The organism is Pseudomonadota bacterium, assembly GCA_039196715.1.
Taxonomy (GTDB): Bacteria; Pseudomonadota; Gammaproteobacteria; order CALCKW01; family CALCKW01; genus CALCKW01.
This window is the reverse complement of sequence record JBCCUP010000012.1, coordinates 14,754-31,328: the sequence shown is the minus strand read 5'-3', so window position 1 is coordinate 31,328 and position 16,575 is coordinate 14,754. Positions and strand designations below refer to the sequence as shown.

Sequence of the window (16,575 nt, the reverse complement as noted above, 5' to 3'; positions counted from 1 at the left end):
AGTCAGTCGAAGGACACTTGGCAGCGCACCCCGCCCGGGATGCGCAGGTCGGCGTTCGCGAGGGTCAGCTGGACACCGAAGGTGTTGCTCGCGGCGTCCGCAACCCGGTCGATCGAGGTCACGCGCGCGGTCTCGTCGAGGTCGGCGTCACCGGCCAGGATGCGCACCGGCACCTCCGCGCCCTCGCGCACCCGCGGCAGGTAGCTCAAGGGGGCAATGACACTCACGTGCAGCGGGTCGAGCCGTGCGATCTGCACGATCGGTTGACCCTCGAGGTACTCGCCTTCGTTCTTGTAGCGCTCGGAGATCACCCCGCTGATCGGCGTTTGAATCGATCGCCGCGCCAGCGCTGCACGCGCCCGGTCGAGCTCGAGCTGGTAGCGCCCCGCGCGCTCCCGCTGGTCCTTGAGCTGCAGACGCGAAATCTCGTACTCGGTTTCCACTTTGTCGAACTGCTGGCGCGACACCGAGGAGGTCTTCATCAGCGTGCGATTGCGCTCCAGCGTGCGCTGACCGTACTCGACACTCTGCTGCCGCAGTTCAAGCTGGGCCTGCGAGTTGACACTGTGCTCAGCGAGCTTGACGGCCGCGATTTCGAGGCTGCTCTCGAGCTTGGCGATGAAATCGCCCTGCTTGACCACGTCGTTACGGCGCACGAATACCGCGTCGAGCTGACCCGGTTCGGGTGCGCTCAGGTCGACGATCATGCTCGGTTCCACCAGGCAATCCAGCGGTGTGTCGACCGCCTCGTTGGCCGTGACCGACGTCGACAGCAGCAGTGACAGGCCGCCCAATACAGGCACGGTGAGGGGTCGAAGTGTGTGGGGGATTTTCATGGACTACCCATTCAACTGAGTTGAAAAGAAGGTGTGGCGCAACGCGCTCACGATTCGGCTGGCCACGGTGCTCGGGGCCAGGGTGTAGCGCACGACCACGCGTTGACCGCGCAACGCGCCCACGGCGGCGTGGTCGTGCAGTTGCAAACGCATGTCGACGTAGGCTGCGCCTGTCTCGACGCTGCGGTTCTCGGCGTCGGTGGCGATCTCACCGCCGCCGTTGCGGGTGAAGGCGTGGGCGAATCCGTCGGACACGGCGACCGGCGAGACGGAGCCAACCGAGGCTTGAAACACGCGTGGCGTGCGACCCGGCACCCAGACCGACACCGCGCGCAGGCCGTCGAGCACCGACTCGGCGGTCTCCTGACGCAACATGACACGCGCCATCAAGGCGTCGTCGGCGACCACCGTGCCGATGACCTGGCCCCGGCCGACAAACTGGCCAGGGGCGCTGCCTTCGGGCGCGAAAGACACAAGCCCGGGCGAACCGGCGCGGATCACCTGCTCAGACAACCGCGCCGACAAGCGCGCGAGCTTGTCTTGCGCGGCTGCGATGCCCGGCTGCAACTGTGCACTGGTCGCCCTCCGAGACGCGTCGGGGTGAAACTGCAAGCCGTGTTTCTCTTGTGTGCGCCGTGCCAGCGCGAGCGCCTGGCGGTCGTGTTCGCGCTGCGTATCAAAGGCCGTCTGTCGGGCAACAGGCTGCCCCGCTTCGACGCGTGTGCCGTCTTCGACCAGCCGGGTCAGTTCGCCGTGGGTGGTGCTGACGAGCTGGGCCTCGCGCGGCACCGTACTCACCCCCTCGGCGCTGGCGTAGTGGGGGAACGGCACGACGAACACGAGGATAGCCCCTGCGAGCACCGTCACGACTGCACGCAGTTGGCGGGGGGCGGACGGAAACAAGGTCGCCCGGTCGCGGACCGTCATGCGCGCAAACCCGAGCAGCGGCAAGACACCGGCTGAGCAGAGCAACAGCGAAGCCAGCGCAAGCCCGACCAAGGGGAAGTCAACGGCAAACCAGAGCGCGATGCCCAGGAGCACCGCCACCTTGAACGCCAGCGCAGCGACGCCATAGACGGCGTACAGCCGCCAGCGTCTGTCCAGCGACGCAGCAGGGCCTTGCGCGCCGAGCGCACGCCAGGCAAGGCGACGCAGGGTCTGTGTGGACTCGGCCTGCAAATTGGTGGTGCCGAGCAGGTCCTGCAGGATGTGGTAGCCGTCGAATTTCATCAACGGGTTGGCGTTGACGAACAGGCTCGCCGTGCAGGCGACGACCACGGCCGCCGCCAGGCCCGTGCGGAAGACACCGTCGGCGACCGATTGCCACAGCCACAGGCAGACGGCCGCGACCGCGAGTTCGGCGATGACGCCTGCAGCGGACACCGCGATGCGGTCGCGGCGGCGCGGCAGTCGCCAGGCATCGCTCGCATCGACAAAGGGCACCGGCATGAAGAAGAGAAAGTGGACGCCGCAGCGGTTCACGCGCCCACCCCGGCTGATCAGCACGCCGGCGTGCGCGGCCTCGTGAAGGCTTTTCATCACCGGCCAAACGACGCACACCGCCGCCATGAACTGCCAGGGCGTGAGCGACTGAGCGAGGTACTGCGCCATGGTCTCGCTGTTTCGCCACAGCAGCCACGGCAGGCTCAGCACCGCCAACAGCAGTCCGAGACGGCCCGCGGCACTGTCAACCACGGAGAACACCGGAGCGAGCGCGCGCAAGCCGGGTGTCGGGTCGCCGAGATCCCAGCGCAGCACGAAGGGGTTCAATACACGCTTGACACGGCGTGTGCGCGCGCGTGATTCGGACTGGTTGGCGGTGTCGGCGCTGTCGGCCGCCACCGGCGTCAACACGCCGGAGCGCGCCAGCTGATCGAGCAGCGCACGGTAGGCGGCAGGTGCCAGCTCGACACCGCGTCGCGAGATCTCGGTGTGACCGGCGTCCGCGGTGCGCGCCGTGCGGAACACCGACACCACGTGCGCAGCTTCGGCCGAGAGGCGGACCCGTCGGTCCGCGACCGGGTCATGCAGCAGCACACCGTGGCCGCCGTCGGCGTCCAGCGCGTCTGCACGCCAGGTGCTCAGGACCTGCCACGGCGTTGTGTGTGCGCGCTCCGCAGCCGACATCAGAGCACCCCCAGCCGCCAGAACAGCAAGTGGAGCGCACGCCGCGCATCCAGTGTCCACGCGGCCAACAGCGACATCTCGGCCGCGTCGAGTGCGGCGTAGCCGGTCATGCCCGGCAACACATCGGCGGGCAGGGAATCCGAATCGGCCTCGACGATGAAGACCGTGTCGTTGGCGTGCGTGGTCGCCACCGGCTTGATCAGTTGCGTGACCACACGGTGTTCCTCGCCGGGCTGAGCCGCGAGGACCATGCGACCGGTTACCGCGCCGTCGAGCCGCGCGATATCGGTGTCACGCACGTAGAGCCGGATCCGCTTGGGACCGGCCAGCACGGTTTCGAACAGGGTTTCACCGACGGCCACCGCGCCACCGAGGCGCTCGGTGAGGTCGCCCCGGGCCACCACGCCGTCGCGTTGCGCCCGCAAGGTGCTGCGCGCGATCTGCGTATCCACCGCGTCGCGCTCGGCCCGCACCTCGTCCTGACGGGCGCGTTGCACGCTGATCTCGCGCCGGTCCCTGCTGGCCAGCGCCGCGTGGTACAGCGCGTTGATGCGCTCGGACTCGGCTTGCCATTTGGCACGCTCGGCCTGCAGGTCGTCGGTGTTCAACACCGCCAGCACCTGCCCCGCCGACACCCGGTCGCCGGGGCGCACGTGGACCGATTCAAGGTAGCCGTCGCGCGGCGCGCCGACCACGCGGGGCGCCGCACCGATCACCTCGGCGTGCGCACGGACCGTGCCCGGTACGCTCACCGTGGCCGCAGCCATCAACCCGACCAGGGCCGCCAGCACCAGGGCATTGCGCAGCGCGTTGCTGCGCACCCGATGCCAGACAAAGGCCGGGGACAACAGGCGCAGCGCACGCGCGCTGACACCGCGCGCGGCCCGCTCGTGCCAGGCCAGCGTGGCACCGCAGCGGCGCACGGTGTCCGACCAGCTGCGGAAGGTGATGTCCGCGCACCCGCCGTCCTCCGGAAACTCGGCGATCAGCACGGCGCAGCCCTCGGCCGCGCGTGATGGCATGCCAACCGTCATGACGCGGTGACACCCGAATTCGGCAGCGTGTCGGCGGTGCTGTGTGCGGACCAGGCCGTCCGAGGCAGCGGGTGCCGGCGCGTCGAGCATGCCGACGGTCTTCGCGCTCTGGTAGAGGTACTCGCGCGCGACGCGGCGGCAACTGTGACACCACGCCGAGGTGTCGACCGGGCTGGCCTGCGCGCTGATCGCCCGCAGGCGCAGGCCGTGCGCACCGGCCCGGGAAAAATAGGCCACGCGGGGTGGTGCACCCTGCTCGGACGCGGCGCTCGCCAGCGTGTCGACCAGGATCTGGGCGGCGTGCGTGACGTTCGGTGCGCGATCGAGGCGACCCAACAGGCCAGCGCCGTCCGCGCGCTCGACGGCCGAGTCGCGGGTGTCGAGCCAGTGGATCGCGTGCGTGATCACGCGCTGCGTGGTGTCGGTGGCGGCGGGCGTCGCACCGGGCAGCACGCACCCGATCACCAGCGGTGTGCCCCTGCGGTCTCGCGCGGGCACTGCAAGCACGGTGGCCGAATCCCCCGTCAGGCGGTGTTCCACCGACACGCCCTCGGCGTGTGCCCGGGTGACCGCACGCGACACCGCGTCGCTAACCGCCGGCTGCGCCTCGGCGCCGTCAAGCCGCACCGGGCTGTCGGCTGCGAACGCAAACACCGAGATCGACACGCGCGGCCCGAGCAGGCCAGCCAGCCAGGCAGACCAGTCGGCCAACGCCGCCATTGCCTCGGCAGCCGGTTGCCGACGCGGCGAACCCTGCCGCTCGGCGTCGGCCGGCCTGGCGTCGAGTGCCACGGCCACGGTGTTGGAGTTGTCGGTGGTGTCGAGCGCCACAGCACGGATCCCGGGAGAAGGGCCCGCGCTGTTTGCACGGGCACGATCAGGTATCAGCAACTAGCAGGCCACGGGTTTGCACGGCGTCGCCGGGCGCCAAACCACAGCCCACTGGCCACCAGCCACGCCAGGCCGAGTGCGCCGCCACCCGACGAGGCCTTGCCCGCCGTGGGGACGCGCCAGGTGATCACGCCCTCGGCCGTGTTCTGGCCGTCCGACACCGAGAAACGGGTGCTCGGAATCGCGTCGCTCGGCACGCCGGAGATGCGCCCGGTCGCCCGGTCCAGTGTGAGCCCGAGCGGCAAGGCGTCCGCGGAAAACAGCACGCTCTGGCCATCGGGCTCAAACAACGCCAGGGTCAGGTCGATGGCGCTGCCCGGCTCGATGTCGACCGACAGCGCACTGGGCACCACCGGCGGGCTGTCGCTGCCACGCTGGCCCGCTTCGATCTGCACCAGGTGGCCCATCGACGGGGTGCCCGCGTCGTCGTAGGCGAACAGCCAATAGTTGCCCGGGATCAACACATTCGGGTTGGCCGGCAGGTCAACCTGGAACAGCCCGGGGTCAAGCGTGGTCGGCGTCAGCGGAATCCAACGCTGGTCTGTGTTGATTGCGTGGGTGACGCTGGAGAGCCGGACCAGAGCGAATTTCGGCTTGCTCGCCGTCGCGCTAACGCTGGCGTAGAGCGATTCGCCCGCATGCAGCGTGGCCGACACGGTGCCGAGTGCCGGCCGAACCGCGGCACTGCCGTCGGCCGCGTACAGGTACGGCGGCGTGAAGATCTGCGCCGTGCGGTGGTTCACGCCGCAGGTGCCGCAGAGGCCACCGCCACCACTCATGACGCGGCCGTCCTGCATCAGGATGGCCCAGGAGTGGTAGGTGCGCGGGGTGCTGACACTGTCGGCGGTGCGCCAGCGTTCGGTGTCAGGGTTCCAGATTTCACTCTCGTGCACGGCAAAGCGGTCGCTGAACAACTTGCCCCAGGCGTCGCCGCCCACCACCAGCACTTCGCCGTTGGGCAACACCACCGCGTTGTGCTGGACGCGCGCGTATTGCATGGATTCGACCGAGGTCACCACCGGGCTCGCACCCGAGACATCAACAGTCACGGCGGTTTCGGTGCCGCCAAGTGGATTGCCGAACTCACTGGTCACATCGGTGCGGATCGGGTCTGAGCCACCGCTGATCAGGATCTTGCCCGGCCGGTACATCACCGCCGCGCCGAACTGGCGGTTGCGCGCCATCTGCACGCCGGTGTCTTCGACGCTGCCGACCCCGTTGGCGTCGAACCAGTGCAGGGTCTGCGTCGGCCCGGTCTGGATGACGCGGCCGTCCGGCGCGACGTGCATAAAGGCGTACCACTGCATGTCGGCGACACCGGAAGTGATGAGACTGTTGGTCGCGTCCTGTTCGTTGCGTAGCGGCACCATGCTCGCTCCGGGAACTTCGGTCCAGACCGAGTTCGCCGGCGAGTAGCGCTCTGGTATCTCCTGGCCGCGACGCGCAAAGGTCGCGAAGGCGTCGCCGTCGGACAGCGTAAGCTGTGTGCCGTACCAACGTGCGTGGCGCATCGTGCCGCCCGACTCCCAGGTGCTGGAATCCGGGTCGAACACGCTGCCGGCGTAGGTTGTTGCGTTGCCGCCCGAGGCCAACACACGGCCATCGGACAACAGCGAGGTGCCCGCGCAGAACATGTCGTGAGGTTGCTCGTAGGTCTCGCTGAACGTGCCGGTCTCGATGTCGTAGACCGCGCTGTGCGTGCCCTGCACCGCCACGTTCTTGAATTCGTCGCGCTCGTTCGAGGACCAGCTCAGTAGCTTGTTGTCGGGCAGCATGGCGACGTGAACCGGTACGAAAGGCCAGCCGAACAGCGGTCCCCACTGGCCGCGCACCGCGAGGTCCGGCGCGGTGTTCACGCGGGCATCAAAGGCCCAGCTCTCGTCGCTGGAACCGCTCGCTGTTCGCAGCGTAAGCAGCGCGCCGTTGCTGTAGCTGCCGCCTTGTACCACCAGCGCTTCACCGGTCAACACCGAGCGTATCCGGTAGTCGGACCCAGTTTGCGCTTCAAGCCTCCACAGTTGCGCGTCGGCCGAGATCGTTGGTCGCGCCGTGTCGCCCTGGTGGCATGTCCAGACGTGGACGCGCGGGCTAACCGTGTTGTCCGAATTAGCCTCCAGGCACTTGCCATCGAAATGCCGCCGAATGCGGTAACGGTCATCGCCATTGGGCAACTGCTCCACGGTCCAGCGGTGCAGCGAGTTGGTTGCACAGCTCTGCTGCGCAACCGGATTTCCGTTGTTCTGGTTGATGATACTGAGTGTGGCGCACAGCCCGCTGTGCACCGAGCGGATGCGGGTCTGAAACTCGGCCACCCCGGTGAGCAGCGCGCCCGTGCGCGGCGCGGACTCGGCTTCGGGCGCGGCCGGCCCACGCACGAGCGTGACACCGATTACCACGCTGAGGCACCCGGCTGCGAGTGCGCCCAGCGGCGGAAGCCAGGGGTTGTCTCTGTGAAAAAACGCCATCGATCTGCTCACTGTCGTCGGGGTCGGCGCGACCGGCCAACACCTCGCCGGCACGCACACGCGGGCACACGACCTCGCGACGCGGCGCAAAGGCCTTTGCATCGCCACTGCAGATAGCGTGCCTCGGCCAACGGCGGCAGTGTCTCTGACGACGGCTCACGGTACGACACACCGGCGCCCACGCCGGCCTTTGGGCTAGAATGGCGCGCGATCGTCAGGGGCACAGCATGCAAGCGCACTTCGAATCCATTCTCAGAGACATCGGCGAGGACCCGACGCGCGAGGGTCTGCTCGACACGCCGAAACGGGCCGCGAAGGCGCTGCAGTTTCTGACTCAAGGCTACGGGCAGTCGCTCGAGGACATCCTCAACAACGCGGTGTTCGAATCGGATTCCGAGGAGATGGTCATCGTGCGCAACATCGAGCTCTACTCGCTGTGCGAGCACCACCTCTTGCCGTTCATCGGCAAGGCGCACGTCGCGTATTTACCGTCCGGCAAGGTCATCGGCCTGTCGAAAGTCGCCCGCATCGTCGACATGTTTGCCCGCCGCCTGCAGATTCAGGAGAACCTGACCCGGCAGATTGCGACGGCCGTGCTCGATGTTACCGATGGCCAGGGCGCCGCGGTGGTGATCGAGGCCCAGCACATGTGCATGATGATGCGCGGCGTGCAGAAACAGAACTCGACCATGACCACCTCGTGCATGCTCGGCCGTTTTCGCCGCGACGTGAACACCCGCCAGGAATTCCTGCAACTCATCCGCGCCTGACGCCGTGCGTGGTGAACGGCCGCGTACTCAGTCGGCCGCGACGGCCCTCTGCTGCTGGCTGGTCCAGAGCCGCGCGTACAACCCCCGTTGCGCCACCAGCGCGCTGTGGGTGCCCTGCTCAACCACGCGTCCGCCGTCGAGCACCACGATCTGATCGGCGTCCACGACTGTCGACAACCGGTGCGCGATCACGAGGCTGGTGCTGCGCGCCTGCAGACGGCGTAACGCCGTCAGGATCTGCTGCTCCGACTGGCTGTCGAGGCTGCTGGTGGCCTCGTCGAAGACGACGATCGGCGCGGCCCGCAACAGCGCCCGCGCAATCGCCACCCGCTGCTTCTCCCCGCCCGAGAGCTTCAACCCGCGCTCGCCCACCAGCGTGTCCAACCCGTTGGGCAGGGCGCGGACGAAGTCGCCGAGGTCCGCTGCGTCGAGGGCCTCGAGCAGCACCGCGTCGGACGCCCCGGGCTTGGCGTATTCGAGGTTGCGGCCAAGCGTGTCGTTGAACAGCACCGTGTCCTGCGGCACGAGCGCGAGCCTTGCCCGGACGCTCTCGAGTGTCGCCTCGGCGAGCGGTTGGCCGTCGATGGTGATCCGCCCGCCAGTCGGGTCGAAGAACCGGAACAGCAACCGCGCCAGGGTCGACTTGCCCGCGCCCGAGGGGCCGACGATCGCCACTTTCTGGCCGGGCTCCACAGCGAAACTCACCTCGTCGAGAATGGGGCGGTCGTCGTAGCGGAACTGAACGCGGTCGAATTCGACCCGGCCCGGCCCCGCTGCCAGCGGCGTCGCGCCCGGCGCATCGACCACGTCGGGCGTGTGGTCGAGCAGGTTCACGAGGCGCTCCATGTTGATCAGCGCATAGCGCATCGAGCGGTAGACGACGCCCAACACGTTGAGCGGGATGAACAGCTGCAACAGCAGCGCGTTGAGCATCACGAGATCACCGAGGCTGTAGGTGCCGGTCGCGACATCGCGCACAGCCAGCAGCAGGATTGCCGTGACGCCGAGTCCGACGATAGCGGCCTGGCCGACATTGAGCACCGACATCGACAGCTGCGATTTCTGTGCGGCGCTCGACCAGTCGGCCAGCAGCGTATCGTAGGCGTCGCGCTCACGCGCCTCGTTGCCAAAGCTCTTGACCGTCTCGTGGTTCAACAGGCTGTCGATGGCACGCCCGTTCGCCTCGGAATCGAGCCGGTTCTGCTCCAGGCGGTAGCGCGCGCGCCAGTCCATGAAGCGCAGGGTGAAGAACGCGTAGAGGCCGACCGCAGCCACGGTTATCCCGGCGTAGCTCGGTGAAAACTGAAAGGCCATGATTGCGAGCACGAGCAACAGCTCGGCGAGCGTCGGCACGATGCTGAGCACCAGGTAGTTGAGCAGTTCGCTGAGCGAGGCCGTGCCGCGCTCGAGGTCGCGCGAAATGGCGCCGGTGTTGCGCTCGAGGTGAAAGCGGTGACCCTGGCGGTGCAGGTGCGCGAGCAGAGCGACCGACAGGCGGTGCATCGCGGTGTAGCGCACGCGCGCGAACAGCACGTCGCGCAGCTCATTGAAACCGGAGCTGGCCAGGCGCAGCGCGCCGTAGGCCGCCACCAGGGCCAGCGGCACCAGCAGCGGGCCCTGCGCTTCGAGTCCGTCGACAATGCCTTTGAGCGTCCAGGGCACCGAGACCGTGGCCAGCTTGGCGAGCAGCAGACACGACAGCGCGAAGCCGATTCGGCTTCTCAGACCCCAGAGGTAACCGAGCAGGCCGTACGCGTGGCGCACGGCCCTGCTGATGTCAATCGACGGGTCTTCCGTCGGTCGGTCGCGTCCGCGCAACGCCCGGTCTCCACAGCCAAACCGACAAGGTGGAGCCGGTTTGCCGAATGACAAGGCACGCGGCTGCCGCGCTCACTGCAACGGCAGTGTGGATCGACAACAGATGTGGTAGCGGCCGTCCGCCCGAAGCGCCGTGTTCACAACGACCGCCTCGCCAACGATCGGCACCGAGTCTGCCGGGTGCAGTTGCACGTGCACGGTCAACTGCGTGCCCGGCAGTGGTGCGGTCTGCGAGACGCAGGACAGGCCGGTGGCGCTGAGGTCGGTCAACACCACCTCGAGCGCGTCGCCCCGCGCGTCCACGCCCCACACCGAACCGGACAGGGCGATGCGGTAGCGTTCGCGCCGCTCACTGAGACTGGCCAGGGGATCGTGCATCGCGGTGGGTTCGCGCCGGGGTGTGTTGAAGTTCTCGGCGGATTGGCCGATTTCCTGATGACCCTCAGCCACGTGTGTGCGCCCCGGTAGCCAGACGATGACCGCTCTTGCCTGTCGACTCCCCTTTTCGACCCTGCTCGGCCTGGTCGCACTGGCCGCCACCCCAGCGGTGATGGCGTCAGTGCACAGCGCGCACCGCGGCGCCGACACATACCACAGCACCTGGGAGTTCCGCGAGGAAGACCGCCGCTGCCGCCTCGTGCACCAGGTACCGCGTTTCGGCAAGGTGGTGTTCGACCAGCGCGGCGATTCGCCGCTGCTGCTGCAGCTGCAGAGCGAGCTGCCACTCGCCGACAGCGCGATCACGGTCCAGGCCACTGCGCCGGTCTGGCGGCCGGACCTCACCGGCTTCCCGATCACGGATTTTCCCGGGCCGAGCGAGACCCATTCGGTCACGATCACGGGCAAGGACGCCGAGCGGGCCTACCAGGCGATGCAGGACGGCTACCACCTCAGCGCCGAGCTCGGCGTGGTCGAGGGCACCCTGGGATTGACGGCCAACGTGACCGAATTCGGCCTGCGCGCGCACGGCTTCCACGACTGCCAGACGCGCGCGAGCGCCGCCGAGCGCGAGCGGCGTGCCAACCTCGCCGCCGAAGCCGCGGCCAAGGCAGCAGCGGCGGCCGCACTGGCTATCCCGATCGCACCGCCGACCGCGGCGCTGAAACAGGATGTGCAACCGGCGCCAGCGGTCAAACTCATACAGGAAGCGATCTTCAATACCACCGACGCCGATCGGGTGTTCTTTGCCCCGGGCGACGCGTCGCTGAGCCGCGAAGCCACCGAGCTGCTGGCTCGTCACGTGGCCCTGTGGCAGGCCGGGCCGCGCCCGGTCCGCGTGAATCTCCACGGCCACGCCGACGGCGTGGGTACGCCGCACGACAACCTGATGCTCTCGAAGCGGCGGGCCGAAGCCGTCGCGCGCTACCTGCGTGGGGCCGTGAAGGGGCTGCGCGTGGTGGTACATCCGCACGGCGAAGCGCTGCCACTGGTGCTGGCCGCGGGCGAGCACCGGCGCAACCGGCGGGTGGAAATCATTCCCGAGGGCCGCGCCGAGTGGCAGTGAGGCCGCCGTCAGGCGACCGTTTCCACCTGCGCTGACGCCGCTGCACGGTAGATGGCGTCGATCGCACGTTGATTGTGCACCGAGTTCTCGAGCGTGAAGCAGCGGTTGGCACCGCCCGTTGCGGCCTCGGCAAAGGCGTCGGCCTGCAACGCGTACTGGTTGTCCGCAAACCGCACCACCTGCTCGCCCGCCGGGGTGTTCAGCCGCACCACGGCGTGACCGTAGTTGCCCGCGTTGAACGGCGCGTCGACGGCAATCCAGCCGGTGGTGCCGGCGAAGTGCATGGACTGGTAGAGGTGCATCTGACTCGACACGTAGAACTGCGCGTCGAAGCCGGGAAAGGCCAGCGTGAACGCCGCATAGCGGTCGGTGCCGAACTCCGGGTCGCGGTCGATCCGCGCTGACGCGGACAGCGGCTCGCAGCCGCTGACGAAGCGTGTGGTGACGACCGGGTAGACACCGATGTCCGGCACCGCCCCACCGCCGAGCTCCGGCCGGTTGCGCATGTTGTCGGGGTCGACGTTGCGGTAGCTGAACGCCCCCTGCACATGCTTCAGTTCGCCGATTGCACCCTCGGCAATCCAGTCGCGCACACGCGCCCACTGCGGGTGGTAGTGCACCATGAAGGCCTCGGCCACCAACACCCCCGCCGCGTCCGCGGCGTCGGCGACACGGGCCACGGTGTCGGTGTCGAGCGCGAGCGGCTTTTCGCACAGCACCGGCTTGCCCGCGGCAATCGCCGCGAGCGTCCACTCGACGTGCTGCGCCGTGGTCACGGCGATGTACACCCCGTCGATGTCATCGGCCCGCAGCATCGCGTCGTAGTTGTCGTACACGCGGGGAATCTGGCAGCACTCTGCGACCGCGCGGGCGCGTGCCACGTCGCGGCTGGCAATGCCGGCGACGACGCCCCGGTGCGATTGTTGGATGGCCGGAATCACGTGTTCCCGGGCAATCTTGGCTGTGGAGAGCACTCCCCATCGAAACATGCCGTGACCCCTGTACGGTTGACGGTTGCGCCCTGCGCGGGCGCGGCCAGCACAGTATAAATTCCAACGCCCATCGGGGGCAGTCGCGTGTCCCCGCACCGCGTTGTTTCTGACGGTACGCGGGCGGACGGTACGCGGGCGGACGGTACGTCGGCGGAAGGCAAGCGGTCGGTTGAAGCGCAACGGGCCAACGGCCAGCCCGTCTGTCAAACACGAAAACGCCCGCCGTCACGCGCAGCGACGGCGGGCGCTGGCGGGACGTCCGCTTACTCGGCGAGCGCGGTGTTGATCGCCTCGAAACTCAGCTTGTCTTTCGCGATCTGCTCGGTCACCGCGTCCGCGTCCTGCCAGTACACGAGGGCACCGGTCTGCGCAGCGAGTTCCTGAGCGCGGTCTGACAGCACGGTCTTCTTTGCCACGGCGATGATCTTGTCGCGGACGTCCTGCGGAGTGTCCTTGTGCACGAACAGGCCGTTCCAGAGGCTGATGTCCAGCTCCGGGATCATCTCCTGCACCGTCGGCGTGTCAGGTGTGACGCTGAGGCGCTCGGCACCGATCGAAGCCAGCACCTTGACCTCGTCGAGGCACGGCAGGATCAGCTGGACGGTGGTGTTGATCACGTCGGCGTCACCGGACTTCAGGGTGTTGCAGTCCAACGCATCAAAGGCCGCATCGGCGGCGAACTCGAAGCCCATCGCGTCGGCTGCGGCCAGGGTCACTTTGGTCGGCACCAGCGGCGCACCGAAGTGGCCGAGCGCGACATCGTTGGACTTGGCGTACTCGGCCAACCCGGCCATGTCGTCGTAGGGCGCGTTGCCGGACGCGGCGATCACGAATGGGTAGGTCAGGAAGTTGCCGAGCGGCTCGAACGGCATTGGGTCGAGCTCGGGAATGCCGATCGTGTCGCCGATCACGGGAATCGCGATGATGAACGAGCCGATGGTGTAGCCGTCGGCCGGTGCCGCCGCAGTTTCAATGGCTCCCGGAAACGGACCGCCGCCGCCACCGGGCTTGTTGACCACAGCGGCGGGCACACCGTACTCGGCCTGGAAGTCTTCGGCGATCATGCGCGTGAGCACGTCTTCGAGGTCGCCCGGCGGCCACGGCACAATGAAACTCACCGGTTTTTCGGGGTACGCCGCCTGTGCAACGGTCGAAACCGAGACACCGACAGACAGGGTCGCAGCCAGCGCGCACGCGGTGACAGCCTGGGTTGGGAAGCGCATCGTGAACATCCTCTGTGGTTGGTTCATTATTTGATCCGACGGTTTGAAAATTGTTGCAGTATTGTGCTGTGAGCGTCAAGCTTCCAGGCCTGTCCCGTTTCACGGAAGCCACCGGTGGCCACTCTCGACAAAGCCTTGAGCCTGCTCGCGTTGTTCAACCACACCCAGCCCGAATTCGGCCTCAGCGCCCTCTCCCGCGCCTCGGGCTTCGACAAGGCGACGACCTTGCGGCTGGCACGTTCGCTGGTGGCCAGCGGTCTGCTGGAACAGGATCACCGCACCCGCGGGTACCGCCTTGGCGCCGAGATCCTGCGACTCGCCAACCTGCGCGAGGGGCTCTACCCGCTGCGCAGCGTGGTGCAGCCGGTCGCGCACCAACTCAGCGCGGCCCTCGACGAGACCGTGCACGTCGCCGCGCGTTCCGGCGACCGGCTCGGTACGGTGCTGAGCGTCGAGTCCTCGCGGGCGGTGCGCGTGGTCGTTGAACCGGGCCTGAGCCTACCGTGGCACAGCACCGCATCCGGCCTGGCCCTGCTCGCGGTGCTGCCCGACAACGAACGCGAGCGCCTGCTGAGCACCGCCACGCCACCACACGACGACGCCGAATCCGTGCAGCTCGCGCCTCATCCGGACGGCTACACGGTCTCGCGGGATCGATTCGAGGACGGAGTCGCAGGCATCGCTGCGGTGTTCTTCGACAACCGCGACCACGCGGTCGGGACCATCGCCTGCGCGGTGTCCAGCGACACCCTGTCCGCGGAACGCACCGCGCTGCTCGGCGCCCGCATCAGAGACGCTGCTGCCGGCATCAGCGCGCAACTCGGCGCACCCCCGCAGCGCGCGTGTTCATCCGTCGCATGAGCACCCGGGCCCTTGTACTCGACTTCGGCGGCGTGATCTCACGCACCCTGTTCGAGACGCACCGCGACAACGAGCGCGCCCTCGGTGTCGCCGCGGGCACACTGCGTTGGCGCGGGCCTTTTGCGCCCGACAGCGATCCGTTGTGGCAACGCATGCAAGCCGACGAGATCAGCGAGCGCGACTACTGGCACCGGCGCGCCCAGGATGTCGCGGCGCTCGTCGGTGAGACCGGGTGGAGCATGGCGAACATGGTGCAGCGATTGCGCGGTGACGACCCCGACAGTGCCATCCGCCCGGAGGCGCGAGAGGCCATTGCACGCGCCGCCGCAGCCGGCTACAAACTTGCCGTGCTCTCGAATGAACTCGACCTTTTCTACGGCAGCGGATTCGCGGCGCGACTGCCGTTGTTGCAGGACTTTGACGCCATCGTTGATGCGAGCTACACCGGAATACTCAAGCCCGACCCCGCGGCCTACTCCGCGTGTGCCGACCAGCTCGGACTGGAGCTCGGCCGGTGCGTGTTTGTCGACGACCAGGCGCGCAACATTGCCGGCGCTGAGGCCTGCGGTATGCCGTGCGTGCACTTCGACGTGCACCAACCGGCAGACAGCTTCAACGCCGCTCTCACCCTTCTCAACTCATTGCAAGGCTGACTTCACTCATGCAAGGCGCAAACTTTCTCAAAGAGCACAACGCCCAACACCTCTGGCACCCGATGGCCCACCCAGCAGACAGCCTCGCCAACCCGCCGAAGATCATCTGCAGCGGACGGGGCGTGTACATCACCGATGTCGATGGCGCCGAGCGCATCGACGCCGTCGGCGGGTTGTGGAACGTCAACCTCGGCTACTCCTGCCAACCGGTCAAGGATGCGATCAGCGCCCAGCTCGACACGCTGCCTTACTACGCCATGTTCCGCGGCACCAGCACCGACACCGCCATCGAATTGTCGGTGAAGTTGCGAGACTTCTTCGCACCGGACGGCCTGACCCGCGCTTTTTTCACCAGCGGCGGCTCGGACAGTGTCGAGATCTGCCTGCGGCTCGCACGGCAGTACCACAAACTCAACGGCCAAGCCGATCGGACGAAATTCCTGGCGCTGAAGAAGGGCTACCACGGCACCCACACCGGCTGCGCCGCGGTCAACGGCAACAGCAACTTCCGGCGCAACTACGAGCCGATGATGCCGGGCGTTTTCCACGTGCCCTCACCCTACACCTACCGCAACCCGTTCAACGAGACCGACCCGGCCCGCCTCGCAGCGCTCTGCCTGAATGCGATGGAAGACGATATCCAGTTTCAGGGCGCTGACACGATCGCCGCGTTCATCATGGAACCGGTACTCGGTGCCGGTGGCGTGATTCCCCCGCACGAGTCCTTCATGCCCGGCGCGCGCGCGCTGTGCGACAAATACGGCATTCTGATGATTGCCGACGAGGTCATCACCGCCTACGGCCGCACCGGATCCTGGAGCGGGTCGCGCCACTTCGGCGTGCAGCCCGATCTGATGGCCACGGCCAAGGCGATCACCAACGGCTACTTCCCGTTCGGCGCGGCGATGATCAGCGAGCACGTCGCCGAGGCCTTCGAATCGGATCGCAGCACGCTCGGTGCGGTGTTCAGCGGCTACACCTACTCCGGTCACCCGACCGGCGCGGCCGCTGCGATCGCCTGCCTCGCCGAGACCCAACGCCTGAACGTCGCCGCCAATGCGGCCGAGCGCGGCGCCCAACTGCACGCGGGCTTGCAGGCGATTGCCGCGCGGCACGAGATCGTCGGCGATTGTCGCGGCGGGCACGGCCTGATGAATTGCCTGGAGCTGGTCAGCAACCGTGACACCAAGGCCCCGCTCGACAAGGCACGCGTGGCCGCGGTGCACGAGGCGGTGTACGAGGCCGGCACGATGGTCCGGGTGTCGGGCAACAACCTGATCCTCTCACCGCCACTGATCATCAGCGAGGCCGAAACCGACGCGGTGCTCAATGCGATCGACAGCGGACTCGCCGCCGGCTCGTCGCACTGACGGGCCCGGCGCGGCGCGCCGTTGGTGGGTA

13 protein-coding genes are annotated in these 16,575 nt (G+C 67.8%); 5 read left to right on the top strand and 8 right to left on the bottom strand.

Annotated elements, in window-relative coordinates; all coding sequences use genetic code 11:
* Positions 1-2 precede the first annotated feature (2 nt).
* From AAGA11_06555 to AAGA11_06540, 4 genes are read right to left on the bottom strand one after another with little or no spacing between them, the layout of a single operon-like run.
* The gene (locus tag AAGA11_06555) at positions 3-836 is read right to left on the bottom strand and encodes an efflux RND transporter periplasmic adaptor subunit (protein ID MEM9602504.1); all 834 of its coding nucleotides are present in this window, start codon (positions 834-836) and stop codon (positions 3-5) included.
* 3 nt (positions 837-839) lie between these two features.
* Complete coding sequence (locus AAGA11_06550; GenBank protein ID MEM9602503.1) at positions 840-2,963, bottom strand: hypothetical protein; 2,124 nt, start codon at positions 2,961-2,963, stop codon at positions 840-842.
* The gene (locus tag AAGA11_06545; protein ID MEM9602502.1) at positions 2,963-4,828 is read right to left on the bottom strand and encodes an HlyD family efflux transporter periplasmic adaptor subunit; all 1,866 of its coding nucleotides are present in this window, start codon (positions 4,826-4,828) and stop codon (positions 2,963-2,965) included. The genes AAGA11_06550 and AAGA11_06545 overlap by 1 nt, the downstream gene beginning before the upstream one ends.
* 53 nt (positions 4,829-4,881) lie before the next feature.
* A complete protein-coding gene (locus tag AAGA11_06540) occupies positions 4,882-7,353 on the bottom strand; it encodes an RICIN domain-containing protein (GenBank protein ID MEM9602501.1) in 2,472 nt (823 codons plus the stop codon).
* A gap of 227 nt (positions 7,354-7,580) precedes the next feature.
* Here AAGA11_06540 and folE point away from each other — a divergent pair, with 227 nt between their 5' ends.
* A complete protein-coding gene (gene folE / locus AAGA11_06535; GenBank protein MEM9602500.1) occupies positions 7,581-8,123 on the top strand; it encodes a GTP cyclohydrolase I FolE in 543 nt (180 codons plus the stop codon).
* Positions 8,124-8,150: 27 nt separating this feature from the next.
* On the opposite strand, the gene AAGA11_06530 is transcribed toward folE, so the two are convergent.
* Together AAGA11_06530 and AAGA11_06525 are read right to left on the bottom strand one after the other, a co-directional pair.
* Positions 8,151-9,941: an ABC transporter ATP-binding protein/permease gene (locus tag AAGA11_06530; protein MEM9602499.1), complete on the bottom strand. Its 1,791-nt coding sequence runs from the start codon at positions 9,939-9,941 to the stop codon at positions 8,151-8,153.
* A gap of 72 nt (positions 9,942-10,013) precedes the next feature.
* Positions 10,014-10,391, bottom strand: coding sequence for a PilZ domain-containing protein (locus tag AAGA11_06525; GenBank protein ID MEM9602498.1), 378 nt, complete (start codon positions 10,389-10,391; stop codon positions 10,014-10,016).
* A gap of 25 nt (positions 10,392-10,416) precedes the next feature.
* On the opposite strand from AAGA11_06525, the gene AAGA11_06520 reads away from it, so the two are divergent.
* Positions 10,417-11,445 carry an OmpA family protein gene (locus AAGA11_06520; protein MEM9602497.1) on the top strand — a complete coding sequence of 343 codons (1,029 nt, stop codon included), beginning with the start codon at positions 10,417-10,419 and terminating at the stop codon, positions 11,443-11,445.
* An 8-nt stretch (positions 11,446-11,453) separates the two neighbouring features.
* Here the strand turns inward: AAGA11_06520 and AAGA11_06515 are convergent, their stop codons facing one another.
* The gene (locus AAGA11_06515; GenBank protein ID MEM9602496.1) at positions 11,454-12,434 is read right to left on the bottom strand and encodes a Gfo/Idh/MocA family oxidoreductase; all 981 of its coding nucleotides are present in this window, start codon (positions 12,432-12,434) and stop codon (positions 11,454-11,456) included.
* A 266-nt stretch (positions 12,435-12,700) separates the two neighbouring features.
* Complete coding sequence (locus AAGA11_06510; protein ID MEM9602495.1) at positions 12,701-13,660, bottom strand: tripartite tricarboxylate transporter substrate-binding protein; 960 nt, start codon at positions 13,658-13,660, stop codon at positions 12,701-12,703.
* A 114-nt stretch (positions 13,661-13,774) separates the two neighbouring features.
* Between AAGA11_06510 and AAGA11_06505 the strand changes: the two genes are divergently transcribed.
* Genes AAGA11_06505 through AAGA11_06495 form a run of 3 tightly spaced genes read left to right on the top strand, consistent with a single transcriptional unit; the run spans position 13,775 to position 16,544 of the window.
* Positions 13,775-14,521 carry an IclR family transcriptional regulator gene (locus tag AAGA11_06505; protein MEM9602494.1) on the top strand — a complete coding sequence of 249 codons (747 nt, stop codon included), beginning with the start codon at positions 13,775-13,777 and terminating at the stop codon, positions 14,519-14,521.
* A complete protein-coding gene (locus tag AAGA11_06500; protein MEM9602493.1) occupies positions 14,518-15,174 on the top strand; it encodes an HAD-IA family hydrolase in 657 nt (218 codons plus the stop codon). The genes AAGA11_06505 and AAGA11_06500 overlap by 4 nt, the downstream gene beginning before the upstream one ends.
* An 8-nt stretch (positions 15,175-15,182) precedes the next feature.
* Positions 15,183-16,544 (top strand): aminotransferase class III-fold pyridoxal phosphate-dependent enzyme, encoded by a 1,362-nt coding sequence (locus AAGA11_06495; protein MEM9602492.1) that lies wholly within the window; start codon positions 15,183-15,185, stop codon positions 16,542-16,544.
* Positions 16,545-16,575: the final 31 nt, after the last annotated feature.

Bases quoted from the DNA above. Each gene is read 5' to 3' on its own strand.
- AAGA11_06515 (MEM9602496.1), bottom strand. From the start codon at position 12,434: ATGTTTCGATGGGGAGTGCTCTCCACAGCCAAGATTGCCCGGGAACAC.
- AAGA11_06540 (MEM9602501.1), bottom strand. From the start codon at position 7,353: ATGGCGTTTTTTCACAGAGACAACCCCTGGCTTCCGCCGCTGGGCGCA.
- AAGA11_06520 (MEM9602497.1), top strand. From the start codon at position 10,417: ATGACCGCTCTTGCCTGTCGACTCCCCTTTTCGACCCTGCTCGGCCTG.
- AAGA11_06510 (MEM9602495.1), bottom strand. From the start codon at position 13,660: ATGCGCTTCCCAACCCAGGCTGTCACCGCGTGCGCGCTGGCTGCGACC.
- AAGA11_06555 (MEM9602504.1), bottom strand. From the start codon at position 836: ATGAAAATCCCCCACACACTTCGACCCCTCACCGTGCCTGTATTGGGC.
- AAGA11_06550 (MEM9602503.1), bottom strand. From the start codon at position 2,963: ATGTCGGCTGCGGAGCGCGCACACACAACGCCGTGGCAGGTCCTGAGC.
- folE (MEM9602500.1), top strand. From the start codon at position 7,581: ATGCAAGCGCACTTCGAATCCATTCTCAGAGACATCGGCGAGGACCCG.
- AAGA11_06500 (MEM9602493.1), top strand. From the start codon at position 14,518: ATGAGCACCCGGGCCCTTGTACTCGACTTCGGCGGCGTGATCTCACGC.
- AAGA11_06495 (MEM9602492.1), top strand. From the start codon at position 15,183: ATGCAAGGCGCAAACTTTCTCAAAGAGCACAACGCCCAACACCTCTGG.